25 protein-coding genes and 1 pseudogene are annotated in these 26,505 nt (G+C 59.1%); 5 read left to right on the plus strand and 21 right to left on the minus strand.

The genetic code is table 11. The features are described from left to right. The first annotated feature begins 138 nt into the window (after positions 1-138). On the plus strand, positions 139-1,134 hold the full coding sequence (locus tag AGR13A_RS21460; protein WP_080839330.1) for a hypothetical protein: 996 nt from the start codon (positions 139-141) through the stop codon (positions 1,132-1,134). 11 nt (positions 1,135-1,145) lie between these two features. Here AGR13A_RS21460 and ehuA read toward each other — a convergent pair whose 3' ends face one another. From ehuA to AGR13A_RS21515, 11 genes are all read right to left on the minus strand, one after another. After that, positions 1,146-1,925: an ectoine/hydroxyectoine ABC transporter ATP-binding protein EhuA gene (ehuA, locus tag AGR13A_RS21465; RefSeq protein WP_080839333.1), complete on the minus strand. Its 780-nt coding sequence runs from the start codon at positions 1,923-1,925 to the stop codon at positions 1,146-1,148. Next, positions 1,922-2,614, minus strand: coding sequence for an ectoine/hydroxyectoine ABC transporter permease subunit EhuD (ehuD, locus tag AGR13A_RS21470; protein WP_080839336.1), 693 nt, complete (start codon positions 2,612-2,614; stop codon positions 1,922-1,924). The genes ehuA and ehuD overlap by 4 nt, the downstream gene beginning before the upstream one ends. 12 nt (positions 2,615-2,626) lie before the next feature. Next, on the minus strand, positions 2,627-3,292 hold the full coding sequence (ehuC, locus tag AGR13A_RS21475; RefSeq protein ID WP_003521633.1) for an ectoine/hydroxyectoine ABC transporter permease subunit EhuC: 666 nt from the start codon (positions 3,290-3,292) through the stop codon (positions 2,627-2,629). Between the two features lie 60 nt (positions 3,293-3,352). Beyond that, positions 3,353-4,204 carry an ectoine/hydroxyectoine ABC transporter substrate-binding protein EhuB gene (gene ehuB / locus AGR13A_RS21480; RefSeq protein WP_080839339.1) on the minus strand — a complete coding sequence of 284 codons (852 nt, stop codon included), beginning with the start codon at positions 4,202-4,204 and terminating at the stop codon, positions 3,353-3,355. Between the two features lie 61 nt (positions 4,205-4,265). Next, the gene (gene doeB, locus AGR13A_RS21485) at positions 4,266-5,279 is read right to left on the minus strand and encodes a N(2)-acetyl-L-2,4-diaminobutanoate deacetylase DoeB (RefSeq protein ID WP_080839341.1); all 1,014 of its coding nucleotides are present in this window, start codon (positions 5,277-5,279) and stop codon (positions 4,266-4,268) included. A 4-nt stretch (positions 5,280-5,283) separates the two neighbouring features. Next, positions 5,284-6,462, minus strand: coding sequence for an ectoine hydrolase DoeA (doeA, locus tag AGR13A_RS21490; RefSeq protein ID WP_080839343.1), 1,179 nt, complete (start codon positions 6,460-6,462; stop codon positions 5,284-5,286). Further along, entirely contained in the window at positions 6,459-7,472 is a 1,014-nt protein-coding gene (eutC, locus tag AGR13A_RS21495; RefSeq protein ID WP_080839345.1) for an ectoine utilization protein EutC, read from the minus strand. Before eutC ends, doeA begins: the two co-directional genes overlap by 4 nt. Continuing rightward, on the minus strand, positions 7,469-8,488 hold the full coding sequence (gene eutB / locus AGR13A_RS21500; RefSeq protein WP_167377610.1) for a hydroxyectoine utilization dehydratase EutB: 1,020 nt from the start codon (positions 8,486-8,488) through the stop codon (positions 7,469-7,471). The genes eutC and eutB overlap by 4 nt, the downstream gene beginning before the upstream one ends. A 68-nt stretch (positions 8,489-8,556) precedes the next feature. Then, positions 8,557-10,005, minus strand: a complete 1,449-nt coding sequence (gene ehuR / locus AGR13A_RS21505; RefSeq protein ID WP_080839347.1) for a MocR-like ectoine utilization transcription factor EhuR — start codon at positions 10,003-10,005, stop codon at positions 8,557-8,559. 170 nt (positions 10,006-10,175) lie between these two features. Beyond that, positions 10,176-11,579, minus strand: coding sequence for an aspartate aminotransferase family protein (locus AGR13A_RS21510; RefSeq protein WP_080839349.1), 1,404 nt, complete (start codon positions 11,577-11,579; stop codon positions 10,176-10,178). Positions 11,580-11,591: 12 nt separating this feature from the next. Continuing rightward, the gene (locus AGR13A_RS21515) at positions 11,592-13,070 is read right to left on the minus strand and encodes an NAD-dependent succinate-semialdehyde dehydrogenase (RefSeq protein WP_080839353.1); all 1,479 of its coding nucleotides are present in this window, start codon (positions 13,068-13,070) and stop codon (positions 11,592-11,594) included. Between the two features lie 121 nt (positions 13,071-13,191). Here AGR13A_RS21515 and AGR13A_RS21520 point away from each other — a divergent pair, with 121 nt between their 5' ends. Then, positions 13,192-13,659: an Lrp/AsnC family transcriptional regulator gene (locus AGR13A_RS21520; protein WP_077983963.1), complete on the plus strand. Its 468-nt coding sequence runs from the start codon at positions 13,192-13,194 to the stop codon at positions 13,657-13,659. Between the two features lie 53 nt (positions 13,660-13,712). Here the strand turns inward: AGR13A_RS21520 and AGR13A_RS21525 are convergent, their stop codons facing one another. From AGR13A_RS21525 to hutF, 9 genes and pseudogenes are all read right to left on the minus strand, one after another. Beyond that, entirely contained in the window at positions 13,713-14,126 is a 414-nt protein-coding gene (locus AGR13A_RS21525) for a curlin (RefSeq protein WP_080839355.1), read from the minus strand. Positions 14,127-14,298: 172 nt separating this feature from the next. Beyond that, positions 14,299-14,694 (minus strand): annotated as a pseudogene (csgH, locus tag AGR13A_RS21530) (curli-like amyloid fiber formation chaperone CsgH); the annotation flags it as partial. Positions 14,695-14,756: 62 nt separating this feature from the next. Beyond that, positions 14,757-15,194 (minus strand): curlin, encoded by a 438-nt coding sequence (locus AGR13A_RS21535; RefSeq protein ID WP_035225274.1) that lies wholly within the window; start codon positions 15,192-15,194, stop codon positions 14,757-14,759. Positions 15,195-15,402: 208 nt separating this feature from the next. Then, positions 15,403-17,076 carry a urocanate hydratase gene (hutU, locus tag AGR13A_RS21540; protein WP_080839357.1) on the minus strand — a complete coding sequence of 558 codons (1,674 nt, stop codon included), beginning with the start codon at positions 17,074-17,076 and terminating at the stop codon, positions 15,403-15,405. 145 nt (positions 17,077-17,221) lie between these two features. Then, complete coding sequence (locus AGR13A_RS21545; RefSeq protein ID WP_080839360.1) at positions 17,222-18,721, minus strand: HAL/PAL/TAL family ammonia-lyase; 1,500 nt, start codon at positions 18,719-18,721, stop codon at positions 17,222-17,224. Further along, positions 18,714-19,535: a quaternary amine ABC transporter ATP-binding protein gene (locus tag AGR13A_RS21550; protein ID WP_051796576.1), complete on the minus strand. Its 822-nt coding sequence runs from the start codon at positions 19,533-19,535 to the stop codon at positions 18,714-18,716. The genes AGR13A_RS21545 and AGR13A_RS21550 overlap by 8 nt, the downstream gene beginning before the upstream one ends. After that, positions 19,535-20,323, minus strand: a complete 789-nt coding sequence (locus tag AGR13A_RS21555; protein ID WP_441296232.1) for an ABC transporter permease — start codon at positions 20,321-20,323, stop codon at positions 19,535-19,537. Before AGR13A_RS21555 ends, AGR13A_RS21550 begins: the two co-directional genes overlap by 1 nt. Before the next feature lie 124 nt (positions 20,324-20,447). After that, positions 20,448-21,482, minus strand: a complete 1,035-nt coding sequence (locus AGR13A_RS21560; RefSeq protein ID WP_035227507.1) for an ABC transporter substrate-binding protein — start codon at positions 21,480-21,482, stop codon at positions 20,448-20,450. A 46-nt stretch (positions 21,483-21,528) separates the two neighbouring features. Then, complete coding sequence (gene hutF, locus AGR13A_RS21565; RefSeq protein WP_080839363.1) at positions 21,529-22,899, minus strand: formimidoylglutamate deiminase; 1,371 nt, start codon at positions 22,897-22,899, stop codon at positions 21,529-21,531. 129 nt (positions 22,900-23,028) lie between these two features. Here hutF and hutC point away from each other — a divergent pair, with 129 nt between their 5' ends. The 3 genes from hutC to AGR13A_RS25185 all read left to right on the plus strand — a co-directional run bounded on the left by hutC (position 23,029) and on the right by AGR13A_RS25185 (position 24,791). Next, positions 23,029-23,769, plus strand: coding sequence for a histidine utilization repressor (gene hutC / locus AGR13A_RS21570; RefSeq protein ID WP_080840395.1), 741 nt, complete (start codon positions 23,029-23,031; stop codon positions 23,767-23,769). A gap of 141 nt (positions 23,770-23,910) precedes the next feature. Beyond that, positions 23,911-24,447: a LysR family transcriptional regulator gene (locus AGR13A_RS25180; protein WP_308400315.1), complete on the plus strand. Its 537-nt coding sequence runs from the start codon at positions 23,911-23,913 to the stop codon at positions 24,445-24,447. Beyond that, on the plus strand, positions 24,432-24,791 hold the full coding sequence (locus AGR13A_RS25185) for a LysR substrate-binding domain-containing protein (protein WP_374701873.1): 360 nt from the start codon (positions 24,432-24,434) through the stop codon (positions 24,789-24,791). Before AGR13A_RS25180 ends, AGR13A_RS25185 begins: the two co-directional genes overlap by 16 nt. A 49-nt stretch (positions 24,792-24,840) precedes the next feature. Here the strand turns inward: AGR13A_RS25185 and AGR13A_RS21580 are convergent, their stop codons facing one another. After that, entirely contained in the window at positions 24,841-26,472 is a 1,632-nt protein-coding gene (locus AGR13A_RS21580; RefSeq protein WP_080839366.1) for an HAL/PAL/TAL family ammonia-lyase, read from the minus strand. Positions 26,473-26,505 lie beyond the last annotated feature (33 nt).

The following is a 26,505-nucleotide window of genomic DNA, read 5'->3' on the forward strand; positions in this document are numbered from 1 at the left end:
GGGCGGCGGCCATCTGTCGCCCGGGCAGCCACTGCTATGTTTGCCCGCCATCGCCGAGTTGAAAAGATAACCGCTTGTGGGCTAAAGCACTGATGTCTCTTCGGGATCAAAACGATCCGCCCAAGACCATTGGTTTGCATGATCCCTGTCGCACTCCCCTCCGTCGAAGCGCTGCTTCTCCTTGCTTTCTTGCTCATCACGACCCTCATATGGATCGTCTGGACGCTCTCGCTGTTCGTGCGATATGTGGCAGGCCGCTGGAAGCGCCCGATGATCCTGCCCTATGGGCTCGTAACCGCCGTCGCGCTTTTCACCCTCTTTCGGTTCGGTGATTTTTATCTGCAGATGCGCGCCTATGACAAAGAGAGGGCGGCAAGCCATCGGCCGGAACTGCTCGAGCCGTCGCGCCTTGGCCAGATCGATATGCCTAAAGGCACGAAACTCGAACTGGCCATTGCCAACGACAGGGAAGCCTTCGATCGGGCCGTGTTTCCGCATTCGGTGCGGGTGGCGGATATCGATGCCGTCGAGATTGCCCGTTATATCGCGATAAAAACCAACGAGAATTACGAAGCGGTGGGCTTTACCCCGCAGACCATGCGGATTACCGGCAACGGCGTGACCACCCAGAGCGGCTGGCGCTGCGACGCGACGCAACCGGTGGAGTTCGATCTTTCGCCCGATGGCGGTATCTCCGCTTTCAGCAACTGCACTCTTGCCGATGGCAATGTTGTTGATGGCATCAGCCTGCCGAAAGGCACGTCCCTGCGCGCCTCCACCGGCAATGTCTATATCGATGGCTTCGTCGATTCCGATCGATGGGTTCTTGACACGGCTCAGGACCAGACCGTTCACATCGACAGTTTCGATCTTTCCGAGGCGATGCTTGCCCTTGATGGCGAACGAAAACTGCACGAGATCAGAAGAGGTGTCCTGTCGAAAGACGCAACGCTCGGGACGCTTCACCATGCCGCCGGAACCAATATTCGCTACAATCCCCGGCATCTTCGCAAGGACTATCCCGGCGCGTGGTTGATAATTCCGCCTCTGCCCGCTGCCGATGCTCCACCGGTGCCGTCGCATGATATCGTGCAGGGCAGGGACGGAAAGGTTCTGTCCAGCCCTGCCGACTGATTGCGCGAGGGTCACCGTAAGACGGAAGCGAGAAATTCGCGTGTGCGGTCTTCTTTCGGCTGGCCGAAAATCTCGTCCGGTTTTCCCTGTTCGCAGATGCGGCCCTTGTCGAAGAAGCAAACGCGGTCCGAGACTTCCCGGGCAAAACGCATTTCATGGGTGACGAGAAGCATCGTCAGGTCATGCTCATGGGCCAGGTCGCGGATGACGGACAGCACTTCGCCGACCAGTTGCGGGTCGAGCGCCGAGGTCGGCTCATCGAAAAGCAGGACACGCGGACGCATGGCAAGCGAGCGCGCAATGGCGACACGCTGCTGCTGCCCGCCGGAAAGCTGCACCGGATAGTGATCCTTCTTGTCTGCCAGCCCGACCATCTTCAGCAATTCGACTGCGCGCGCCTCCGCCTCTGCACGGCTGATGCCCAGAACCCGCACCGGCGCTTCCACGATATTGCGAAGGACGGTCATATGGGGGAAGAGATTGAAGCTCTGGAACACCATGCCGACATGGTTGCGGATCTGGCGAAGGTGTTTTTCCGAGGCCTTGAAAGGTCCCTTGCCGCCTGGCTCATGGTAGGACATGTCCGCAAGGGTGAGCTTTCCCTCCTGGAACGGTTCCAGCGTCATGAGAATGCGCAGGACGGTTGATTTGCCGGAGCCGGAAGGACCGATAAGGGTGACTTTTTCGCCCTTCGCCACGTTGAAATTGAACTGGTCGAGCACCGTCAGAATGCCGAAGCGTTTCGTGACATCGGAAAATTCGATCAGTGGCTGGTTGGTGTTGTTGGTCATCGCAAGGGTATTCCTGCTTTTGGAAGCGCCCTTTGCAGGCGGCTGAGGCCTGCCGAGCAGATTATGGTCAGAAGGAGGAAGATCAGGCCCACAAGCGTCAGCGGCACCAGATATTCGAAGGTGCGCTCGCCGATCATGTTGGCAAGGCCCATCATTTCCAGAACCGTGACGACGGACAGCACCGGCGTTTCCTTGATCATGGCAACGAGGTAGTTGCCCATGGCTGGAACGATGCGCGGAATGGCCTGCGGGATGATGATATCCCGATAGGTCTGCATGCGTGTGAGATTAAGCGCCGTCGCCGCTTCCCACTGGCCGTGATGCACCGCCTCGATACCGCCGCGATAGACCTCGGAGGTATAGGCGGCATATTGCAGGCCGAGCGCGAGAGCGCCGGTCAGAAACGCCGGCAGGACAATGCCGAAATCCGGAAGCACGTAATAGAGAAAGAACAGCTGCACCAGAAGCGGCGTATCACGCAGGAATTCGACAACCAGCGCCGTTGGCCAGGAGATCATCCTGACGCGGCTGCGGCGCAGCAGCGCGAAGACGAGCCCCAGAACCAGCGCGATGGCGAAGCCGGCGGCGGCCGCCTTCAGCGTCACCGTCAGGCCGATAAGGATGATCGGCAGGATGGAGGTCGTGTAGGTGAGCCAGGTGGTCGTGTCCCATTCGTAACCATACATCATGAGCCGATATCCTTACGAATGGCGGGTGCGCGGGAAGACGTTGCCGCGCCGCACGAAGCGTTCGATCACCCGGATGACGACCATCAGGATCAGCGACATCGCGAAATAACAAAGCAGCGTGATCGAATAGATGCTGGCGCTATCCAGCGTCAGGTTGCGGATCGACTGCGCCGCAAAGGTGAGGTCGGCAATCGAGATCAGCGACACGAGCGATGAAAGCTTCAGCGTTTCGATGGCGAGATTACCGAAGGCCGGCATCATCTCGACAACGGCCTGCGGCAGCGAGATGCGAAACAGCGTCTGCATCCGTGTGAAGTTCAGCGCGCGTGCGGCTTCCAGCTGCTGTACTGAGACCGAAGACAGCGCGCCGCGCACGATCTCGGCGCCGTAACCGCCGGCATGGGCGGCAAGCACCAGCACCCCAGTGGTGATCGGATCGAAGCTCAGCCCGACCAGCGGCAGCGCGTAATAGAACCAGAAAAGCTGAACCAGCAGCGAGGTGCCGCGGAACACTTCTGTGTAACAAAGCGCGATGGTCGACAGAATTGGTCCACCCTCGACGCGCAGAATGCCGAAGAAAAAGGCGAGCACCGTGCCGACGACAAGGGCTGCGAGCGTAATCGTCATGGTGACGACGGCGCCTTGCCATAACATCGGCAAATAGGCGGTCATGTCCATCTGGTGTTTTCCCGAGTTCTCGAGGAACGACGCCCGGTTATGGCCGGGCGCCGGCTGGCATTATTTGCCGGCGCAGAGATCGGCGACCTTCTTTTCGGCCGCCGCCGCGATACTCTGTTCGGACAGACCGTATTTTGCGAGGATTTTCTTGTAATCGTCGGTCTTGCGGAATTCGACGAGAGCGGCGTTGAAGGCGTCACGCAGCTCCTTGTCTTCCGGCCGGAAAGCGAAACCGCCATAATTGCGCACTGGCGCATCCTTCACGACGGGGTCGGTGAAAGGCTCGACCTGCTCAACATTGGCTTGGCCCTTGGCAAGCTCCGAAACCGTCAGCTCCGTCGCGGCGTAGGCGTCGGCGCGGCTCTGGACGGTTGGGATGGCGTCGGCATTGGCGGGGATGAAGACGATCTGCTCTTCCTTGACGCCGACCGCCCGCAGGAAGTCAACATTGTTGGCGCCCGACACGACCGCCACCTTCAGTGAGGGGTCCTTGGCGATATCGGCATAGGTGGTGAGCTTTTTCGGATTGCCCTTCTTCACCAGCAGGCCTTCGCCATAGGACGAGTTCGGTTCGGTGAAGGCGACCTGCTTGCAGCGCTCGGGCGAGATGTTCTGCTCGGCGGCCGCAAAATCGAAGCGACGGGCTTTGAGGCCGGGGATCAGCGTACCGAACGGCGTCACCGTCCAGTTGACCTCCTCGATACCCATCGATTTCAGAACCGCATTGGCCACATCGGGGCCGATACCGGCGGAGGTGCCGTCTGGCTGCATGTAGGAATAGGGCACTTCATTGGCCGTGGCGGCGCGGATGTAGCCCTGGCTTTTGACTTCCTCGACGGTCAGGGCGCTGGCTGACGTCACGCCGATGGTAAGCGCGAGGGCGGAAAGCCCGGAAAGTCTGATCATACGCATGTTCTTACTCCTCTGGTTGGGTTACGTGGTCCGTTTTCGGATCTCACGATGTTTCTTCTGGCTAAGTGTTCTCCGTGACCGTGGCGATAACGGAAAGGCAGTCGCCGGCCTTGATCAGGCCGGGAACATGGCGCGCGGCAAGCACGCCATTGATGGAGGCGCGGTAATCGACCGGCGCAAGGCCGGTTTTGCCGACGGGATAAACCCGGGCGATTGTTTCACCCGCCGTGACCGCGTCTCCCAGATCGCGGACAAAAGCGACGAGCCCGTCGTCTTCGGCAAAGGTGAAGCAATCGCTGGATGGCATGTCCAGCCAGCGGCTTGGGGCGGGCACCGGCGCACCGGACAGTACGCCGGCATGGCGCAGCAGATTGACGATGCCTTTCCGGGCAATGTCGATCGATTTTGCGCTCGCCGTGCCTGCTCCGCCGAGTTCGGTCGTGACAAAGACCTTGCCCATCTCCTCGACCGTTGTGTCGAGCATGCCGACGGCATCGATTTCCAGCATCTTCATCGAATAGGGGGCAGCAAAAGCCGCCACCGCGTCAAAACACCGGGCTTCCTGCGTCTTGTCGGGCAGTTCGTGGGCTGCGGCATAGGGCAGGAAATCAAGCGTCCTGCCGCCGGAATGAAAATCGAGAACGATATCCGCAAGCGGTATCAGATGGCGGGTCACGTAGTCGGCGATCTTTTCCGTCACCGTGCCGTCAGGGCGGCCGGGAAAGCTGCGGTTCAGGTTTCCCCGGTCGATGGGCGAGGTGCGTGTTCCCGCGCGAAAGGCCGGATAGTTGAGCGCCGGCACGATGATGACGCGCCCGTTCACGTCTGCCGGATCGAGCGTGTGGGCGAGTTCGAAAAGTGCTGCCGGTCCCTCATATTCGTCACCATGATTGGCGCCGGTCAAAAGGGCTGTCGGCCCTTCGCCATTGGCGATGACGCAGATCGGGATCATCACCGAACCCCAGGCGCTGTCATCGCGGCTGTATGGCAGCCGCAGATGACCGTGCTGCACGCCCTTCGCGTCAAAATCGACGGAGGGCGTGATCGGCGAGGGGCGAAGCGCGGTCTTCAACATCGTCTCAGCCTTTCACGAAGAGTTGCCGCGGCACATTGGAAAGGCATTCGACACCGGTTTCAGTGATCGCGATGCTTTCGGTGATTTCGAGGCCCATGTCTTCCAGCCAGAGACCGGTCATGAAATGGAATGTCATACCGGGTTTCAGCTCCGTGCGGTCGCCCGGTCGCAGGCTCATCGTGCGCTCGCCCCAGTCAGGCGGATAGGATAGGCCGATCGGATAGCCGGTGCGGTTGTCCTTGATGATCCCGTATTTTTTCAGCACGGCGAAAAAGGCATTGGCGATGTCCTCGCAGGTGTTGCCCGGCTTCGCTGCGGAAAGACCGGCTTCCATGCCCTCAAGTGTTGCTTTTTCTGCGTCGAGGAACGCCTGTGTCGGCTTGCCGAGAAAGACGGTGCGTGACAGCGGGCAATGATAACGGCGGTAGGCGCCGGCGATTTCGAAGAAGGTGCCTTCGCCTGAGCGCATCGGCTTGTCGTCCCATGTCAGATGCGGGGCGGACGCGTCGGCACCCGAAGGGAGGAGCGGCACGATGGCGGGATAGTCGCCGCCGAATTCGGCGGTACCACGAATGCCGGCATCGTATATTTCGGCCACGAGATCGCATTTGCGCATACCCGGCTCAACGACATCGACGATACGCTTGTGCATCAGCTCGACGATCTTGCCTGCCTTGCGCATATAGTCGAGTTCGGTCGGGCTCTTCACCGCGCGCTGCCAGTTTACGAGACCGGCGGCATCCTTGAAACGGGCGTTCGGCAGATATTTCTGCAGCGACGCAAAGGCGGCGGCCGAGAAATAATAATTATCCATCTCGACGCCGACCGTCAGGCCGGACCAGTCGCGCTCCTCTATGATTTGAGACAGCAGGTCCATCGGGTGCCGTTCGGTCGATTGAACGTAATGGTCAGGGTAGCCGACGATATTGTCGTGGGCGAGGTAGGCCGTGCGCTTGGCGCCGTTGGCATCCTGCTTGCGGCCGTACCAGATCGGCTCGCCCTCCGGCGGCACCAGCACGCATTGATGCACATAGAAGGACCAGCCGTCATAACCGGTCAGCCAATGCATGTTGGACGGGTCGGTGACGACCAGAAGATCGATCCCGGCCTTTTCCATGGCTTTGCGGGTTTTGGACAGGCGCGCGGCATATTCCTCGCGCGTAAAGTTCAGCGTTACGCTCACGCTGCGTCTCCCATTTTTATGCTGTTTTCGATGGTTTGACCGCTCTTGGCTTCCTTTGCGCGGGCAAAGGCGAGATTGGCGATGGCGGTGTCCTGCACGCCGGTGCCGGTCAGATCGGCAAAGGTGATGTCCTTGTTCGAAACACGGCCCTGCACCTTGCCGGCAATGACGCCGCCAAGTTCGGCGAAGTGCTGATCCGACGCGGCGTGGCCGGCGGCGATGGCGTGATGTAATTCACCGAGAATGCGGGTCTGTGACAGCCGGTCCGCGACATAGCGCGCTCTGGCGAATACGGCTGGATCGATCTCGTTCTTGTGTTCGGCATCCGATCCCATGGCTGTCAGATGCTGGCCTTCTTCCAGCCAGTCGGCAAACAGGATCGGCTTTTCGGCGGGTGTCGTTGTCACGATGATATCGGCACCCCGCGCGGCGGCCTGCGGATCGGCCATGGCGGTGACTTCGATGCCGTGTTCGCTGGCGAAATCGCTCGCAAGTCTCTTGGCCTTGTCATGGTCGCGTGCCCATATCCGCGCCGATCTGATCGGGCGCACCAGCATCAGGGCTTCAAGCTGCAAACGCGCCTGCATGCCCGCCCCGAAGATCGCGGCGACGGAGGCGTCTTTGCGGGCCAGGTGCCGCGCCGCGACAGCACCGGCCGCGGCGGTCCTCACATCGGTAAGATAGCCGTTATCGAGGAGAAGGGCCTCCACCAGTCCGGTCTTTGCGCTGAAGAGGATCATCAGGCCATTGAGGCTGGGCAGACCGAGTTTCGGATTGTCGAAGAAACCGGGGCTGACCTTGATGGCGAAACCGTCAAAGCCCGGTACATAGGCCGTCTTCACATCCACTTCGCCGCGAAACTCGGGAATATCGAGCCGGAGGATCGGCGGCATGGCAACGGCTTGCGTTGCGAGTGCAGCAAAGGCCCGCTCCACACAATCGACTGCGGAAAGGTCGAGCTTGATGACACCGCGCAGGTCTTTTTCGGTCAGGATGGTGATGAGGCTCATGCGACTCCCCCGTCGATGATCGTTCTGTGGGCCGCCGGATCGATATTTCCGCCCGACACGATGATGGCGGTCGGGCCGCTGATGTCGATCTTGCGCGACAGAATGGCAGCGAAACCAACGGCGCCCGCACCCTCCACTGTCAAACCTTCTTCGCGCGCCGCATGGCGGATGCCGGCTGCAATCTCGTCTTCGGAAACCAGCACGATCTCATCGAGACGCGCCTGGCAAAGCGCGAATGTCACGCGGTTCTCCAGTCCAATCCCGCCGCCCAGCGAATCCGCCAGCGTTTCTTCCTCCCGGACGGCGACGGGCCGGCCGGCTGCGACCGACGCCTGCATGGCCGCACCCCGCTCCATGGAAATGCCGATGACCCGTGCCCGTGGCTTCAACGCCTTGACCGCAACGGCGATACCGCCCGCAAGGCCACCGCCGGAAAGAGGAACGAGCACCGTCTTCAGTCCCGGCATGTCTTCGACAAGCTCTAGACCGATCGTGCCTTGGCCGGCCACGACGTCAGCATCATCGAATGGTGGGATTGCGGTCAGGCCGAGACTCTTGGTCAGGCGCTCCGCTTCCTCCTGCGCGTCATCCTGTGACCTGCCGACGATCCGGATCTCCGCACCGAGCGCGCGGATCGCCTCAACCTTGTTCGTCGGCACGAGTGCCGACATGCAGATCGTGGCTGGAATTCCGAGCTTGCGGGCCGCATAGGCTACGGCGCGGCCATGATTGCCGGTCGAGGCGGTGACGAGGCCACGCCTGCGTGCCTCATCGTCAAGCGAGAGTATCGCGTTCATCGCGCCGCGCAGCTTGAAGGTGCCGATGGGCTGAAGGGTTTCAAGTTTGAGATGAACGGGATAACCACAGCGTTCGGACAGAGTGTCCGAGAGAACCAACGGTGTTCGCTCCACCTGTCCGGCAAGCCGCACAGCCGCCTGCTCTATCGCGGCCAGCGAGACCGGAAGCAGGGTTTTATCGGCGGATATGGACAGGTTTTCGCTCTTCATGATTGTCATGTTGAGAGCGAAGTAAAATCATGTCAATTATTATATTGTAATGATTCAATGATTTTCGGGTGGCTGCCTCAGCCGATTGAACCGATATCGTAGACCGGCGGCAGCTGCTCGAAGGTCTGCCGCACGGTGGTCAAGGCTTTGACGAGGCTTGGCTGATTGAGGCGACCGCCGAGGCAGATGCGGATGCCGCCGCCATGGCCGGGACCGGCAATGAATGGTTCCGACGGCGTGACCGCGACGTTCTGGTTTGTGAGCGCACGCACCAGGCCGTCCTCCGTCCAGCGCGGTGGAACCTTCAGCCAGGCGCAGAAGGAGAGGGGGTGGCTCGAGGCGATATGGTCGCCCAATATGTCTGTGGCAATCTTTTGCCGCGCACGCACTTCGGCGCGCTGGACATCCAGCAGCCGCCGTGCAGTGCCGTTTTCGACCCAGCGCGTGGCGATTTCGGCCGTAAGATAGGTTCCGCTCCAGCTCGATACACGCAGGATAGAGGCGGCGCGGATGGAGTAGGCGGGCGGCACGACGAGATAACCGACGCGCAGGCCGGTCAGGACTGTCTTGGTAAAGCTGGTGACGAAAAAGCCCAGATCAGGCAGCATTTCGGTGATGGATGGCAGGTCATCCTCGATGATCGGGCGATAGACTTCGTCCTCAATGACAAAGACGCCGTACCGTTCGGCGATCGCGGCAATCGCCCGTCTGCGCTCCGCACCCGAAACATGCCCGGTGGGATTGTTGAGGGTGGGAATGAGCACGATTGCCCTCACGCCACCAGTTGCACAGGCGGCCTCCAGCGCGTCCGGCAAAATGCCCTCTTCGTCGGTCGGCAGGCCCTTGAGGCTGAAGCCCAGAATGTTCGACAGGCCGATAATGCCGTGGTCGGTGAGGTTTTCGCAGAGAACCACGTCGTTCGAGCGGATAATGCAGCTCAGGGCGAGAAAAATGCCGTGCGCAGCACCATTGGTGACGAGAATACGCTCCGCGCCGGCGGTCACGCCCATCATGCCAAGCCAGATCCGGGCGGTTTCGCGATGGCTGTCGAGGCCCGCGACCGGCCGGCAAGGGCGCATGAAGCCCGAATTGTCGCCATCGGCCAATTCGCGAAGGATGGCGCGCGAGGCGTTCTCATGGTCGTCGAGATAAACGCCACGGATAATCGATAGATCGAGCACCTCGGTCGGGCTGTGATCGAGCATCATGCGGCCCGCCCGGTCCGTCACCCGCGTCTTCACGAAAGTGCCGCGGCCGATTTCTCCACTGAGATAACCCAGCCGCTCGGCCTCCTTGTAGGAGAGGCTGACGGTCTGGACCGAAAGGCCGAGTTCGCGGGCGAGATCGCGGTGGGTCGGCATGCGGTCCATCGGCTTCAGGACGCCGGCGTCGATATCGGCAATGATGCGTTCCGTCAGGGCGGAATGTTTCGTTTCGCCTTTCTGCTTGGCCAGGGTCGGCCGCCATGCCACCGGTTTGGTTGCGGAAACCGGATCTGAGCTGAGCGGATTGGCTTGACGACGCATGAAATTGTCTCGTTTTTGACGACGGTAATTTCATGACATTATGCATGCTTCTGCGAAAAGATGAAGCCTTATGCAGCGCAGATGACAACTGCGCCGCAAATAGGCGCAGTTGTCATGTCGTTGCTTTCGAAATGGGCAGCAGCTGTGACCGTTAAACGCCAAGGCTGGCGTCAGATTTTTTCGCCGGCCCGCACCAGATCGTCCATGACGCTGCGCACGGCGGCTTCGGCGATAGCGATGATCTCATCCACCTCCGCCTTCGTTGTGACGAGCGGCGGCGCAAAGCCCAGAATATCGCCATGCGGCATGGCGCGCGCAATAAGGCCGCCATTGCGCGCCGCCTTCGAAACGCGCGCACCCACCGTAAGACCGGGGGCAAAACGTGTCTTCTTTTCACGATCCGCCACGAATTCGATGGCGCCCATCAGGCCCACACCGCGCACCTCTCCGACGATTGGAAGCTGCGCGAACTTCGCCTTCAACTGCTCCTGAAAATAGCTGCCGACGGCACGTGCATTGCCGGGCAGGTCTTCCTTTTCGACGATGTCGAGCACGGCATTTGCCGCAGCCGCACCGATGGGGTGGCCGGAATAGGTGTAGCCGTGGGAGAAAGCCCCGACGCGATCGGCGCCTTCCTCCATCACCCTGTAGACTTTCTCCCCCACGATGGCGCCGGAGAGCGGGAAATAGGCCGAAGTCAGACCCTTGGCGACGGTGATCAGGTCCGGCTCGATGCCGTAGTGTTGCGAGCCGAACATGGAGCCTGTACGGCCGAAACCGGTAATCACCTCATCGGCAATCAGCAGGACATCGTATTTTTTGAGAACGTCCTGTATCGCCGGCCAGTAGCCTTCCGGCGGCGGCGTGATGCCGCCCGTGCCAAGCACCGGTTCGGCAATGAAGGCGCCTATCGTGTCGGGGCCCTCGCGCAGAATGAGCGCTTCCAGTTCGTCGGCGCGCCGTTTTGAGAATTCCAGCTCGGTTTCACCGGCTTCCGCGCCCCAGTAATGGTGCGGAACGCCGGTGTGCAGCACGCCGGCGCGCGGCAGGTCCATGTGGTCGTGATAAAAACTCATGCCGGTCATGGAGCCGGAAACCACGCTGCAGCCGTGATATCCCCTTTCGCGGGAGATGATTTTTTTCTTCTGCGGCTTGCCGCGCAGGTTGTTGTAATACCAGACGAGCTTCGCCTGTGTCTCATTGGCGTCCGAGCCCGACATGCCGTAAAAGACCTTGCTCATCTTGCCGGGCGCCATCTTCACCAGCCGGTCGGAAAGGATCGCCAGTTCGTCCGTCGTGTGGGCGGCGTAAGAATGGTAATAGGCAAGCCGATAGGCCTGACGGGAGATGGCTTCCGCCACCTCGGTACGGCCATAACCGACATTGACGCAATAAAGACCGGCGAAGCCATCGATCAGCTGCTTGCCATGCGCGTCCTGAATACGGATGCCCTTGCCGGTCTCGACGATGGTCGGTTCACCGAGCTTGCCGCTGGCGAAATCCTTCAGCTGCGTGAAGGGATGCAGAACCGCATTTCGATCCATTTCCGCGATGTTTTTGATGTCGATGGTCATAGGCAGTTCCTTTCAGGCAGCCAGGTTGCCGAAGCAGACATATTTGGGTTCGAGATATTCCATGAGGCCATGACGCGAGCCCTCGCGGCCAAGGCCGGATTGTTTCCAGCCGCCGAATGGAATGGGCGCGCCGGTGAATTTCGGCGTGTTGACGGCAACCATGCCGTATTCCAGCTGGTCGGTCAGGCGCATCGCCCGGCCGAGGTCGTTGGTGTAGACATAGGCCGCAAGCCCCATCTCCGTGGCATTGGCGCGGCGGACCACCTCCCGCTCGTCATCGAAGGGCAGGATGGCGGCGACCGGGCCGAAGGTTTCTTCGCGCGCGATCAGCATGTCGTCAGTCACATCGGCGAGCACGGTGGGGGTGACGAAATTGCCGCCGAGCGGGCTGTCCTGCCCACCGCAGACGAGGCGCGCGCCGGAAGAGAGCGCCTGCGCAATCTGCTGACGGCACTTTTCGGCGACGGACGGTCGTGTCATCGGCCCGATATCGATACCGGGTTCAAGGCCATGGCCGACGGTCAGTCTGGAGGTCGCATCGGCAAAGCGCTCAATGAAACGGTCATACAGCCCGCGTTGAACATAGATGCGGTTTGCCGCAAGGCAGTCCTGTCCCGATGTGGCGAATTTGGCGGCGAGGCAGCCCTTCACGGTCTGAGAAAGGTCCGCATCGGCGAAGACGATGAAGGGTGCGTGGCCGCCAAGTTCCAGCGAAGCTTTTTTGATGGTCGCCGCCGATTGCGTGAGGAGGAGCCGTCCCACCTCGGTCGAGCCGGTAAAGGAAAATGCCCGTACCTCGGTATGCTCCAGCAGGCGGCGCGCAAGCGGTGCGGCTTCACCCGGCAGAACCTGCAACACGCCGGCCGGCATGCCCGCCTCCTGCGCCAGTTTCGCCAGTGCCAGTGCCGAAAGCGGTGTTTCCGGCGCCGGTTTGACGATCATCGTGCAGCCGGCAGCAAGGGCCGCGCCGGCCTTGCGGGCGATCATGGCTGAGGGAAAATTCCAGGGCGTGATGGCCACCGTGACGCCGATCGGCTGCATCCGCACGGATAGATTGCCGCCTTGGAGATGGCTTGGAATCGTCTCGCCATAGGATCTCTCGCCCTCGCTCGCAAACCAGTCGAGAAAGGCGGCAGCATAGGAAATTTCGCCGAGCGATTCCGAAAGCGGCTTTCCCTGTTCGGCGCTGATGATAACAGCGAGGTCGCGGGCATTGTCACGCATCAGCCGGCCCCATGCCCGCAGGATATCGCCGCGTTCGACGGGCAGCATGTCCCGCCACCGGAGAAATGCTCTGCCGGCGGCCTCGACTGCGGCGTCCACGTCGTTCACGGAGCAGGAAGAGACATCGAGCAGATGATCTCCACTTGCCGGGTCGACAACGCCCAGCGTCTCCTTGCGCGCCACCCATTGCCCGTCCAGAAAGGCACGATGCTCGATCAGCTCCGGTCGGTGAAGGTTTTTAAGCGCTGCGCTGGCGATAGCTTCCATCGGCAAGGTCCCTTTTCATTTGCCAGAAGCTTAACTGCGCTGCATGATTGATCGGCGGCGTTTAAGCGTGCTTTGACGCAGGAATAATGCTTAGTTTGATATCTAGATGCAGGAATCCCGCATGACCCAGATTGACCGAGCCGACCGGGCGCTGCTTGACGCCGTGCAGAAGAATAATCGCCTGACATCGGAAGAGCTGGCCAAAATCGTCAACCTATCGCCAACCGCGTGCCAGCGTCGGTTGAAGCGCCTGCGTGATGAGGGGGTGATCGAAGCCGATGTGGCAGTCGTTTCGCCCAAGGCTGTCGGACGTGGCATCACCATGATCGTTCTCGTCTCGCTGGAGCGAGAAAGGGCCGATATTGTCGATCGCTTCAAAGCCGCCATTCGCGCCACGCGGGAGGTGATGATCGGTTATTACGTGACGGGCGACGCCGATTTCATCCTGGTTATCACGGCCAAGGACATGGAGGACTACGAGGCCTTCACCCGCCGGTTCTTTTACGAGAACCACGATATCAAGGGGTTCAAGACGATGGTCGTCATGGACCGCGTCAAGGCCGGCTTCGCCTTCCCGATAGACCCTTGACTGCGTGGCAAGGCAAGGCAAAGACGGGCCTGTGATAAAATAGACCGCCTTCCTCACCAGCCATAGCTGAAGGTCAGGCCGCTGCCATTGTCGCCATCCTGCACCACATTGGTTTGCGTGTTGCGGCCATACTGGAAAATGCCATAGGCATTGTTGTTGCCATTCTGCTGCAATGTCGCGGCATGGCTGTTGCCCCGTTGCCGGATGAAGCCGAGATTACCGCCGCCGTTTTGGGCGATGCCGGCGGCGTTGCCACGGCCAAGCTGCCGGATATCGGCATCCTTCAGGCCACGGTAAAGCGAATAGGCGCGCAGCCCGGTCGAGAGAAGATCACCATCCGTTGTATTGCCTGGCGCAAGGTCGAATGAAATCCGTCCGCCGGCATGAGCGGGTGTTGAAAGCCCGATTGGCGCGAGGCTACCGACAAGCAAAGGAATGGTAACAAGTTTCAATATGTTGCGGGTCATTTTTGTCTCCCATCTGTCAGCGTCTTGCCGATGATCCACTGTCGCATCTGGCAACTGAACCAGATCGGAATTGCCCATTCACATGTCGTTCAGCGGTTCGGCACGATCAAAAGAAAAGGGCGCCGAAACCGGCGCCCTTGTCTCTTGAAATATACGACACGACGGCAGCATAATCGCCGCCAATCTGCTTCGTACAACTGAAGCTCCTGCCTTCGATCACGAGATCGAGCACCGCCTTGTAGCGGGCTCCCTTCACATCGAGCGTCACAGAACTCAGCAATTGCGAACGTCCGGCAGCGGCGTCGAAATCGCCGCCCTGATTGACGACGGAACGCCCGCTGCCGCCTGATTTTTCGACGTGAAAGGAGTAGGTCCCGCCGCCACCGGCGTCACCCTTCGTGACGGCTTCTAGCCTTACCATGCCGGCCTGCGGCGTTGCCCTGATCTCGCAACGCTGCCCTTCGGCCGGTTCCTTTGCAGTCGATATGGCCGCAACGGCGCCGAAAGGAAGCAGGGCCATTGCAAGGATCGCCGCCAGACGGCGCGGATGTCTGAGGGTATGGGGCATGGCTCGTCTCCCTGATGATCTGATATTTCGATCTCGACCCGTTTCACCTCATCGCCGACTGCTTAAGGGCAGGCCTGCACGAAGGCCGCGACATTGTCGTTGCCGCCCTGGCTCACATTGGCGCTGCAGCCACGGCCCACCTGAACACCGGCGGCGATATTGCCGTTGCCGTCCTGGGTGAGGATGGTGGTGTGGTTGGAGCCGAATTGCCCTATGCCGGCCACGTTGCGGCTGCCGTTCTGATAGGTGGAGCCGTAATTGTCGTGCCCCTCCTGACCGACGGCCGAAAGGTTTTGCCGACCATACTGATGGCCGACAATCCGGTTGTAACCGCCATTCTGGTAGGTGCGGATCCGGTTGCCATAACCTTCCTGCGCGCCACCGGCAGAGTTGGACCAGCCATATTGTTCGATGCGCACATCATTGGCCATGGCGGGTGCCGCGGCAGCGATGCCAACGAGAGCAACAAGTGCACTTGCAATGAAAGACTTCCGGATCATGACTGTCTCCTCAGGCGGATAGGACCGCGGTTGAACGTCTTTGTTTTAGACGGTCCCGCCGGAACGGAAGCTGAAGAGATTATTCAGTCGGGGTTCATGGCCCGCTCTCATGCGTTTCGAACATAACCGGGTTCCGGATCAAATCCGCGCTGGTGTCCTCTGCAATCTGACAAGCGGCGCAGTGTTCTGCCTGCGCTGCTTTATCTTTTTAGTTCCCGAGAATTCCAGGCAGACGCAGGCCCTGTTGTTTCGCGCAATCGAGGGCGATCTCGTAACCGGCATCGGCATGCCGCATGACGCCGGTTGCCGGGTCGTTGAACAGCACGCGTTCAAGCCGCCTGGCCGCATCATCCGATCCATCGGCGCAGATGACGACGCCCGAATGCTGGGAAAAGCCCATGCCGACGCCGCCGCCGTGATGCAGCGATACCCAGGTCGCACCCGATGCCGTATTGAGCAATGCGTTGAGCAGCGGCCAGTCGGACACGGCATCCGAGCCGTCCTGCATCGCCTCGGTCTCCCGGTTCGGCGAGGCGACCGAGCCGCTGTCGAGATGATCTCGGCCAATGACGATCGGAGCCTTCAGCTCGCCGTTCCTGACCATTTCATTAAAGGCAAGCCCGAGGCGGTGACGGTCGCCAAGCCCGACCCAGCAGATGCGGGCCGGAACACCCTGGAAAGCGATGCGCTCGCGCGCCATGTCCAGCCAGTTATGCAGGTGTTTGTTATCCGGCAGCAACTCCTTCACCTTGGCGTCGGTCTTGTAGATGTCTTCCGGATCGCCCGAAAGAGCCGCCCAGCGGAACGGGCCGATGCCCTTGCAGAATAGCGGGCGGATATAGGCCGGCACGAAGCCGGGGAAAGCGAAGGCGTTTTCAAGACCCTCATCCTTGGCGACCTGACGGATGTTGTTGCCGTAGTCGAAGGTCGGGATGCCCATGTCCTGGAAGGCGATCATCGCTTCGACGTGGTCGCGCATGGAGGCGCGGGCGGCCTTTTCCACCGACTTTGGATCGCTGACCCGCTTTTCTTTCCACTGGCCCATGGTCCAGCCTTTTGGAAGATAGCCGTTGATCGGGTCGTGGGCCGAGGTCTGGTCCGTGACCATGTCAGGGCGGATGCCGCGGCGGACCATTTCCGGCAGGATTTCGGCGCAGTTGCCGAGCAGGCCGACGGACTTGGCTTCACCCTTCTTCGTCCAGCCGGCGATCATGTCCATGGCTTCGTCCAGCGTTTCGGCCTTCTCGTCGAGATAGCGGGTGCGCAGGCGGAAATCGATCGAATCCGGGTTGCACTCGACGGCAAGGCAGGATGCGCCGGCCATCACGGCTGCGAGCGGCTGGGCGCCGCCCATGCCGCCGAGGCCGCCGGTCAGGACCCACTTGCCCTTGAGGTTGCCGTTGTAATGCTGATTGCCGGCTTCGACGAAGGTCTCATAGGTGCCCTGCACGATGCCCTGGGTGCCGATATAGATCCATGAGCCGGCGGTCATCTGGCCGTACATGGCGAGACCCTTCTTATCCAGCTCGTTGAAATGGTCCCAGGTCGCCCAGTGCGGCACCAGGTTGGAATTGGCGATCAGGACACGCGGCGCATCCTTGTGGGTGCGGAAAACACCGACCGGCTTGCCCGACTGCACGACGAGCGTTTCATCCTCGTTCAAATCCTTCAGCGTCGCGACGATGCGATCGAAATCGGCCCAGGTGCGGGCGGCGCGGCCGATGCCGCCATAGACGACCAGCTCATGCGGGTTTTCCGCCACGTCAGGATCGAGATTGTTCATCAGCATGCGCAGCGGCGCTTCGGTCATCCAGCTCTTGGTGTTGAGCTCAGTGCCCTTTGGCGCGCGGACGTCGCGGATGTTGTGGCGTGGATTGTTCATGTGATTTCCTCCGGTGTCAGGCCAAGCGCAGAAGCTTCGATGCGCTGGAGAATGGTTTTTAAGATTGGGCGAAGCCTTAGGCCCTGGCGGTGCCGTAAGCGAAGGGTTCGCCATGGTCAGCAAGCGGCATTGAAGAGAAGCTTGCTCATACGGCGCTTTGGAACAGGCCTGCTTCCGTCGTGCGCACCAGGGACGCGATGCGGGCGAAATCGATGTTCAGGGGACGATCGTCGGCATAATGGGGGACGGTATCGCGTATGCGATTGTATAGCCCCGTCAGAGGGTCCCCGCGATGAACGTCCGGTGAGAGGTCATAGGCCTGAGCAGCGCAAAGAAGCTCGATTGCGATGACGGTTTCGAGATTGTCGAGAACGCGCAAGGCTTTTTCAGCCGCCGGTGTGGAGTGCGGAAGGACGTCTTCCTGAAGGGCCGACGTAATTCCTCCATCAATGCTTGCGGGCGCAGAAAGTCTGCGGTTCTCTCCGCAAAGCGAGACTGCCGTATATTGAGCAATCATGAACCCGGAGCCAACGCCGCTTTCGCCGGAAAGGAAAGCGGGGAGGCCGCTGACGAGAGGGTTGACCAGCCGGTCCGTTCGACGCTCCGAAATAATCCCGAGCTGCGTTGTGACGATTGCAAGCTGATCCATAGCAAAGGCCAGCGTCGTTGAAAGCGCGTGCGCTTGGGAATAGACGACCGGTTCCTCGGGACTGCCCTTCACAAGCGGATTGTCTGTTACGCTTGCAAGCTCCCGTTCTGCCGTTTCCGCGATCGTGGCAAGGCTATCCCGGATTGCGCCATGAATCTGTGGAACCGCCCTGATGCTCATCGGGTCCTGCGTCCGTACATCCGCGCCGTTGCGCACCGTTCCTGATAGTCCTTCGCGGAGGTGCCGTGCGGTTTCCCACAAGCCGGGCGACTTGCGCAATCGCATCGGTTCGTCGGCAAACGTATTCTGCTGGCGGCCGAGAACCCCATAGGTGAAGGCCGCGGCGGCATCGGCCCAATCCAGCAGACGCATCGCCCTGTTAAGAGCGACGCATGTGAGCCCCGTCGTGCAGGGGCTGCCGTTTACGAGACTCAATCCTTCTTTCGCGCCAAGCGGCAAAGGGCTCAATCCCGCAATTTCGAGCGCCTCCGCTCCCGAAACCTGCCGTGATTGGAAGGTGGCTGCTCCATGCCCGATGACAACAAGCCCTATTGCCGCTGCATGGGTGATGTAGCCGAGAGACCCGCGCGACGGTATCACCGGAATGACGCCCGCATTGAGAAGCGCAACGAGCGTCTCGACGACCTCAAGCCGAATGCCGGAATAGCCGTGAGCGAAATTGTTGATCTGAGCGGCCATGACGGCGCGTGCCTGGTCTTCAGGCAAGGGCGTTCCCACGCCGCAGGCATGGCTGAACAGGATGTTGTGCGAAAGACGGCTTTGTTGTTCGCGGTCAATAATGACCTCGCAAAGCGCGCCGACACCGGTGTTGATGCCATAACCCCGAATGCCACGATCCACAATTGCATCAACGAGTTCCCGTGACCGGCTGATCCGTTCACGAGCACCGGCTGACAGGACGAGCTTTGCCCCGCCCGCAATGGCTGCGATATCGGCAGCCCTTAAGGGAAGATCCAGAACGATATCTTCAGCCATGTGCCCGGTTCCTGCCTTGTACAAAGCGGGCGACATACTCATTCGCCGGGTTTTCGAGAATCTCGTTGGGAGTTCCCTGTTGAACGAGTTCTCCATCTTTCAGAATGGCAATCTGCGACCCTATATAGAGGGCTTCGTCGAGGTCATGCGTGATGAACACGATTGTTTTTGAAAGGTCTTGCTGGAGCTGCAGCAATTGATCCTGCATGTCGGCCCGGATCAACGGGTCGAGGGCGCTGAAGGCCTCATCCATCAAAATGACATCGGTGTCGGCGGTCAGCGCGCGCGCCAGTCCGACACGCTGTTTCATGCCGCCCGAGAGTTCGTGAGGATATTTGTTTTCGTAGCCCGAAAGACCAACGGTTTCGATCCACTGCATTCCCAGCTCTTCGGCCTTCTTGCGGGGCGTGCCGCGGACACGCTGGCCGTAAATCACGTTCTGAAGCACCGTGCGATGGGGCGCCAGCGCAAAGCTTTGAAAAACCATGCTGACCTTATGGGTCCGGAACTTTCTGAGCTCCCGCGCCTTCAGTGACAGGATGTTGTTGCCTGCGAACACAATCTCTCCGGCGGTTGGTTCGATCAACCGGTTCAAGTGACGCACGAGCGTGGACTTGCCGGAACCCGACAATCCCATAATCACGAAAATGCCACCGGCCGGGATATCCATGCTGACGTTGTTCAGCCCAAGGCTGCAGCCGGATCGCGCGAGGATTTCCTGTTTGCTGACGCCTGATTTCGCCAACTCGAGAGCGGCGCGGCTATTGTGGCCGAAAATCTTGTAAACGTTGCGAATGCTGATGCTGGTGACCATCACTGCTCTCCCCGGCTCTTCCCGAAACCTTGTGTGATGCGATCCAGAACGATCGCAAGGATGACGATGCCCAATCCAGCTTCAAGGCCCATGCCGACATTCAGGGTCTGAATCCCGTTCAGAACGGTTTCGCCAAGGCCGCGGGCACCGATCATTGAAGCAACCACCACCATGGACAAAGCCATCATGATCGTCTGATTAAGGCCTGCCATTATTGTGGGCATGGCAAGCGGGAGCTCGGTTCCGAAAAGAATCTGGGTAGGGCTGCCGCCGAAAGCGACCGCAGCTTCGGTCACTTCCTTGTCGACTTGACGAATTCCAAGATCCGTCAATCTGATCAGCGGCGGTATGGCGTAAATGATCGTCGCCAGCACAGCTGGAACCTTGCCAAGGCCAAACAGCATCAAGGCCGGTATCAGATACACGAAACTCGGCATCGTCTGCATGACATCGAGAACCGGCAATGTAACACGCCTTGCCCAGACGGATTTTGCCGTCAGGATCCCTATCGGGATGCCTATGAAAATGGAGATCAGCGTCGCCATTAACATGAGCGCGAGGGTTTGCATGGTCTGATCCCAAAGTCCCAGCACGCCGACGAGAAACAACATGACGCCGACGAGGACCGTAACGACCAGATGTCTGGTGCCGAACCAGGCGAGAACCATGAAGCAGGCAATGATGATCCACCATGGCGTCCCGCGCAGGACATTTTCGATGGTCAGAAGAAAATGTAGTATGGCGTTGGAAAACGCGCGAAAACCTTGTCCGTAGTCTGTAACCAGCATGGTCACAAATGAATTGACTGGTTGACGGATCGAAAAACGAAATTGCTCGGGAAACAAGGCAACCTCCAGAATATAGTGGGGTGACGGAGTCCGGGAGGAACGTCTTGCGCTCCTCCCGAAAGGTTCACTTCAGGCTTGCTTCGATTTTGGTGCGCGCCTCGTCGCTCACCCAAGCATGCCAGATGTCGCCCTTTTCCTTCAGAAAGCGGTTGGCGACCGTCGCGCCGTCGGCGCCGTTGTCGACCATGTAAGCCAGCGTCTTGTTGACTTCATCGAGCGGGAACGTCGCCTTCTTGAGGACCTCGATGATTTCGGGAGCCTCCTTGGCGAAGTTGGCATTGACACCATAGGCAACTTCCATCGGAGAAAGAGCGCATGCCCCTTCGCGGTTGCTGCCGCCACCCTTGACCTGCTCCCGGCAAGCGTCGCTATATTCAGGGGCGTCCAGCCGTATGAGCTCGAATTTTCCCATGATTGCGGTCGGCGTCCAGTAATAGAACAGGACAGGCTGACCTTGCAGATATGATGAGGTGATTGCCGAATCGAGTGCAGAGCCACTGCCTGGGCGGAAGTTCACATACAGGTCCTGAATGCCATAGTCCGTCAGCTTGATGGTCGACTCGCCTTCGCAGGTCCAGCCGAACGGGCAATTCAGGAAGCGGCCCTTGGACGGCTCCTCGGGGTCGCTGAAAATCTTGACAACTTCCGGATCCTTGAGTTGTTCAACCGATTTCAGGTCTGGAACCAGGGGTTTGATGCCGCGCTTCTCGTCGCCTTTGACAACAAAGGCGGGAACGTACCATCCCTCGCTGGCACCGACGATCGGCGCGCCGATATTCAGACCCGTTCCCTCGGAAACCGCCTTCTTCCAGACTTCGCTGCGTCCGACCCATTCCTCAGCAAAGATCTGGACGTCATTTTGCGAAACCGCTTGTTCAAGCGTTACCGAGTTTCCGGGAATGGTGTCAGTCTTGCATTCATAACCCTTGGAAAGGATCGTCTCGATCACGCGTGTGATGAAATCACCGCTCTCCCAGGCAAGGCCTGCGAAGGTGACAGTTTTCCCGTCGCCACAATAGGATGCATGTGCCGTGCCCATTGAGCCGCCCATAAGGAGCGCGGAGGTAATAAGCGCAAGTCGCAATTTAGTATTCAACATTGGTATTCCCCTATTTGTTTGATTACTGCACTCACATTGCGAAAACTTACGTGAGCTTTCGCAAAACCTGTTGGAACGCGTGATCGATCTCCTCGTCGCGTTCATGCCTGCGATCGCGGATCACCCATTGACCGGCAACCATGACGTCGCGCACGGTTTCGGGTCCCAGGGCGAAAAGCCAGCGGTCAAGAATCTGGTCGCCAATAGCGGTCGAGATGAAGGGAGACGACCCGTCGAGAACGACAAGATCAGCCTGTGCGCCGACACGAATGCCAACTGTCTCGACACCAGAGGCGCGGGCACCGCCAGAAAGGCTGGCGTCGAAAATCGTTCGACCGACGGATGCACCTGCGCCAGACACGAGCCTGTTTCTTTGGCGATCGCGCAGACGCTGGCCGTATTCGAGCAGTCGCAGCTCTTCTGAAACGCTGGTGGCAACGTGGCTATCTGTGCCGATACCGACCATGCCGCCGGCTGCCAGAAAATCGGTGCCGGGAAAGATGCCGTCGCCGAGATTGGCTTCGGTCGCAGGGCAAAGGCCTGCTACAGCTCCCGTGCGGGCCAGGCGCACTGTTTCCTCTTGCGTCATCTGTGTGGCGTGTATCGCGCACCATTGGTTATTGACCGGCATCTCGTCCAGCAACCATTCGACAGGTCTGCGACCGCTCCAGGCGATGCAGTCATCGACTTCCTTTTGCTGTTCGGCGACATGGATGTGAAGCGGGCCTTCGCCCAGTCCGGCGTCCAGAAGGGTACGCATCTCTTCGGGTGTCGCGGCGCGCAGAGAATGTATGGCTGCCCCCAGAACGGCGCCGGCTTCATTAAACGGGCGCGTGAGCCGGTCGTGGAGGGCCAGGAACGCCTCTGTGGTGTGGATGAATGGACGCTGGCCCTCGGTGGGCTCGGCACCGCCAAATCCGCTATGGGCGTAGAAGACCGGCAGATGCGTGAGGCCGATTCCCGTGGTTTTCGCGGCCTGAAGAATGCGAAGCGAATTCTCACCTGGATCAGAGTAGGGGATCCCGTTTTCGCTGTGGTGAAGATAATGAAACTCCACCACGCGCCCGAAACCGCCCTTGAGAAGTTCACTATACAACTTGGTGGCAACAGTCTCGATGTCTTCGGGCGATAGCTTGGAAACGACACGGTACATCAAAGTCCGCCACGTCCAGAAACTATCGTTTGACGATCCGGCCACCTCCGCGAGGCCGGCCATGGCGCGCTGGAACGCATGGGAGTGAAGATTGGAAAGGGCGGGTAAAACCGGGCCAGAAGCCCTCTCTTCATTTGCAATTGGCGATGAATTGCATTCAACGGCCGTGATCTTGCCGTCGCTGTCAGTGGTTATGCGGACATTGTCGCTCCAGCCGTGCGGTAGAAGCGCGCGCTCGCAGAATATTGATTTCCACATCGCCATCGTCTCTCAAGTTGTATATGTAAGTTTGCATAATTGTAGGAGACAAGCAAGAGGAAAGGTGATAATTTTGGCCTCGAGATGATGTCGTCTATTTTTTGAGCAGGAGAACGTTTTTTGGTCGTTTCAACGTTGTCTGAGATTGATAGCAGCCTGGCCCTGCCCACAGGGCGCCTGTCAGAGATCCCTCTCTATGAACGGGTGAAGGGGCAGATAAAGGCGAAGGTTGCCAATGGCGAATGGCCGCCTCACCACAGGATTCCTTCTGAAAACGAAATCGTTGATTTGCTGGGTGTAAGCAGGATGACTGCCAACCGGGCATTGCGCGAACTCGCCACCGAAGGCGTGATCGTGCGGGTTCAGGGACGCGGTTCTTTTGTCGCTCCGCATAAAAGAAGCGCCGGAACGATGGGTGTTCGCAACATCGCCGATGAAATCAGGGAGCGTGGCGCCAACCATCATGCTGTGCTCATTCTGGCCCAACAGGAAGTGTGTGGTCCTGATCTCGCCGGAGCTCTTGATATCGAGGTCGGTTCGCCGATATTTCACTCGATTATAGTGCATCATGAAGATGAGCTGCCAATTCAGTTAGAGGATCGCTTCGTCAATCCAAACGTGGCGCCGGATTATCTGGCACTGGATTTCAATGTATTCACGCCGAACGCCTATCTGACCGCGCTGGCGCCGATTTCCCGGAGAGAGCAGTTTATTGAAGCTGTCTCTCCGCAGCCCTGGGAGTGCAAACTTCTTGCGGTCGGGCGTAGTGAACCGTGCCTTCTGGTGCGCCGGCGAACATGGTCGGCAACGCAGGCTGTAACAGCGGTGCGCCTGCTTTACCCAGGCACGCGCTACAGGCTGGAGACGCAAGAGTGATCCGGATGCCTGATTGCAGCGATGGTACTCCTGTGGCGGAAAGGCTGAATCCAGTGCCCGGGAGGTTTGATCTGCGCCAATGCAGGATCCCACGGTTACATTCGATCTTAGAGAAATAACGATAGTTACGCGGACAGATTGATGGCACGCCGACATTTGCCGCCTCTGATGACACTACGCGCATTCGAGGCTGCGGCACGACTGGAAAACTTCAAGCATGCGGCTGAAGAACTCAATGTGACCCAATCGGCCATCAGCCACCAGATCGCTTCGCTTGAACGCGATCTGGGCGGGCTGTTGTTTGACCGGATGCCTGGCAGGGTTGTCCTTAACGAAAAGGGGCGCCACTATTTCCTTGCGGTGAAGGACGCGATTGATCGAATTGCGAGCGCGACGGACGCGATTCGATGCATCGAGCCGCGAATGGAACTGACGATTCAGGTCTATGTTACCGTCGCGGTGCGCTGGCTTATTCCCCGCCTTCAGGCATTCAAGGCGCAGGCGCCTGCCACGCATGTCAGTCTTAACGCCGGTCTTCTCGATTGGGATTTCAATCCTGATCATGCCGATGTCGGCCTCGTTTATGTGCCCAAGGCCAAAAAATCAACGTCTTCTATCAACCTTGGCGTCAAGAAAGGCTTGTTTCCGTCTGCTGCCCGGCGATGGCGACGCGGATGAAAACGGCAGATGATATTCGCCATGCCACTTTTCTTTCGATCGACGGCACTCAGGACGATGTGTCTTCGTGGACGCACAATAATGGGTGGTTTGACGGGATGCAGGGCAAGATCTTGCATTTCGATAGTTACCTGTTGGCAATCGAGGCCGCGGTCAACGGCCAGGGAATTGCGATTGTCCCGGAATTTCTTGTTGAGAATGACATTCGGCAACAGCGCCTTGTCATGACGAATACCCATTCCAGCGTTCAGCCCGGGCAATGGTTCATAGCCTGCCTCAAGGCGCGTAAAGATGAGCCGGCAATCAAACAGTTCTCAACATGGCTTGTCGGTCTTGAGAAGTGAAGGAGCGGCCCCAGCAGCTGGCTGGGGCCATGGCCAGGCCGACCTCACCTTACCGAAATGCCTTCAGGAATTCGGTGCCGGCCGCAATGTCGGGCGTCATTGACCGATCAGCATTCAGGAATGGTATCGTTTCGCGAACTTTGTCGTGAAAACGTTTTGTCGTTTCGGAGAGCTTGCGTGCCGGTTGTTCCTGTAGCCGAAGGTCGGCGGCCTGCGCCGCATGCAGGAGTTCCATCGCCAGGATCGAAAAATTGTCGTCAATTTGCTGGCGGACCCTTTCAACCACAAAGGGGGCATTTGTTCCAACATCCTCGACCCCACCCGCAATTGGGCGGGAATCAAAGGATGTAGGCTGTGCGAGAGCACGCGCCTCTGTGGCCAGCGCCATCAACGGCGCTTCAACAACCAGGAACGCGTGGTGCGTGTTCTCGGTCCCCAGATATCTCGGCAGTTTGGTATGAACCGGATTGTTGAGTTTCAATACCCGTTCGGACGAGGCCGTGGCGTTATGGGCCAGCACGACGGCCATTTCTTCGAAGGATATAACCCATGTAAGAGGCTCGAAATTCGCCGTGGGCAAAACAGCGCCCCCTTTCACATATCCCCGCGTCGCTTGGTACAAATCGGACTTCGGCGTCACGTTGACGGCCACTCCCGGGTTGTCATCGGAAGAATTGATTTGGATATGCAATAGAGCTTTGGTTCTCTGAATGCTGTCGGTAAAGCTGCCAAGAAGATAGGGTGCCGTCCGGTAGCTTAGTGGATCCTGAAGAATTCGCTTCTCATCTTTCTCCCACAGATAGCTCCCTTTGAGAATGGATCGAAGGTCGCTGGCTGAGCGCACATAACTTGGGAAAGGCCTCAGTGCCGTGACGTCTTCAAGAAGGGGAGAGACGTTGCCATTCAGGCCTTCGAGGCTTAGCGCGTAAACGAGTTGCGAGACCCGCAACAGCTGCTCTGCGTCGTGTACTGCAAAAGCGCCAAGTGCCGCCGCGTAAGCATTCGAGCTCAGAATGGCCAGGCCATCTTTTCCAAATGGCTTCAGAGGTTCGATGCCTGCCTTGGAAAAGGCTTCGGACGCTGGTTGCCGCTGCCCCTGATAAATTACGTCCCCTTCACCCAGCATCGCAAGCCCGATATGGCTAAGCAATGTCATATCCGCCTGGCCAACGGAGCCTCTTGACGGCATGATGGGAGTGATCCCCTTGTTCAGAAAAGACACCAAAATTTCCGCAACATGGGGCTGTACACCCGGTCCGCCGGTAAGAATGTTGTTCAGTCGCACAGCCATCGCTGCACGAACGATCCTGGGCTCGGCATCAGGTCCGACGCCAACGGAATGCGCGCGCAAAAGACCTTCATTGAACTCGCGCGATGCTTCCATTAATTCGGGTGTCAGCTCCCCTGAAGCATCGACCATCTTGCGGTCTTTATTCCAGCCGACCCCTACTGTCAGGCCGTATATTTCTTGTCCTTCTTTCGCCGCCTGGAGTAAAACCGCATAGGACTGGGCAACGCGCTGGAGGTCATCTGGAGATACCTTCACCTCTTCACCGTCGGCGATCCGCACAATCATTTCAGGCGTCGTATCGTGCCCGGTAAGATTGATCTCCGCATGCGCCACGTTTGCGAGCAGAAATGAGATGCTGGCTACTTTCAATAAAATAGTGGATTTGAACATGAGGCTCTCCGTCACATAATATGCGGCGAGTAT

This window comes from Agrobacterium genomosp. 13 str. CFBP 6927 (assembly GCA_900012615.1).
In the GTDB taxonomy this organism is placed as follows: Bacteria; Pseudomonadota; Alphaproteobacteria; order Rhizobiales; family Rhizobiaceae; genus Agrobacterium.

Bases quoted from the DNA above. Each gene is read 5' to 3' on its own strand.
- AGR13A_RS21460 (WP_080839330.1), top strand. From the start codon at position 139: ATGATCCCTGTCGCACTCCCCTCCGTCGAAGCGCTGCTTCTCCTTGCT.
- ehuA (WP_080839333.1), bottom strand. From the start codon at position 1,925: ATGACCAACAACACCAACCAGCCACTGATCGAATTTTCCGATGTCACG.
- ehuD (WP_080839336.1), bottom strand. From the start codon at position 2,614: ATGATGTATGGTTACGAATGGGACACGACCACCTGGCTCACCTACACG.
- ehuC (WP_003521633.1), bottom strand. From the start codon at position 3,292: ATGGACATGACCGCCTATTTGCCGATGTTATGGCAAGGCGCCGTCGTC.
- ehuB (WP_080839339.1), bottom strand. From the start codon at position 4,204: ATGCGTATGATCAGACTTTCCGGGCTTTCCGCCCTCGCGCTTACCATC.
- doeB (WP_080839341.1), bottom strand. From the start codon at position 5,279: ATGTTGAAGACCGCGCTTCGCCCCTCGCCGATCACGCCCTCCGTCGAT.
- eutC (WP_080839345.1), bottom strand. From the start codon at position 7,472: ATGAGCCTCATCACCATCCTGACCGAAAAAGACCTGCGCGGTGTCATC.
- eutB (WP_167377610.1), bottom strand. From the start codon at position 8,488: ATGACAATCATGAAGAGCGAAAACCTGTCCATATCCGCCGATAAAACC.
- ehuR (WP_080839347.1), bottom strand. From the start codon at position 10,005: ATGCGTCGTCAAGCCAATCCGCTCAGCTCAGATCCGGTTTCCGCAACC.
- AGR13A_RS21510 (WP_080839349.1), bottom strand. From the start codon at position 11,579: ATGACCATCGACATCAAAAACATCGCGGAAATGGATCGAAATGCGGTT.
- AGR13A_RS21515 (WP_080839353.1), bottom strand. From the start codon at position 13,070: ATGGAAGCTATCGCCAGCGCAGCGCTTAAAAACCTTCACCGACCGGAG.
- AGR13A_RS21520 (WP_077983963.1), top strand. From the start codon at position 13,192: ATGACCCAGATTGACCGAGCCGACCGGGCGCTGCTTGACGCCGTGCAG.
- AGR13A_RS21525 (WP_080839355.1), bottom strand. From the start codon at position 14,126: ATGACCCGCAACATATTGAAACTTGTTACCATTCCTTTGCTTGTCGGT.
- AGR13A_RS21535 (WP_035225274.1), bottom strand. From the start codon at position 15,194: ATGATCCGGAAGTCTTTCATTGCAAGTGCACTTGTTGCTCTCGTTGGC.
- hutU (WP_080839357.1), bottom strand. From the start codon at position 17,076: ATGAACAATCCACGCCACAACATCCGCGACGTCCGCGCGCCAAAGGGC.
- AGR13A_RS21545 (WP_080839360.1), bottom strand. From the start codon at position 18,721: ATGGCTGAAGATATCGTTCTGGATCTTCCCTTAAGGGCTGCCGATATC.
- AGR13A_RS21550 (WP_051796576.1), bottom strand. From the start codon at position 19,535: ATGGTCACCAGCATCAGCATTCGCAACGTTTACAAGATTTTCGGCCAC.
- AGR13A_RS21555 (WP_441296232.1), bottom strand. From the start codon at position 20,323: ATGCTGGTTACAGACTACGGACAAGGTTTTCGCGCGTTTTCCAACGCC.
- AGR13A_RS21560 (WP_035227507.1), bottom strand. From the start codon at position 21,482: ATGTTGAATACTAAATTGCGACTTGCGCTTATTACCTCCGCGCTCCTT.
- hutF (WP_080839363.1), bottom strand. From the start codon at position 22,899: ATGGCGATGTGGAAATCAATATTCTGCGAGCGCGCGCTTCTACCGCAC.
- AGR13A_RS25180 (WP_308400315.1), top strand. From the start codon at position 23,911: ATGGCACGCCGACATTTGCCGCCTCTGATGACACTACGCGCATTCGAG.
- AGR13A_RS25185 (WP_374701873.1), top strand. From the start codon at position 24,432: ATGGCGACGCGGATGAAAACGGCAGATGATATTCGCCATGCCACTTTT.
- AGR13A_RS21580 (WP_080839366.1), bottom strand. From the start codon at position 26,472: ATGTTCAAATCCACTATTTTATTGAAAGTAGCCAGCATCTCATTTCTG.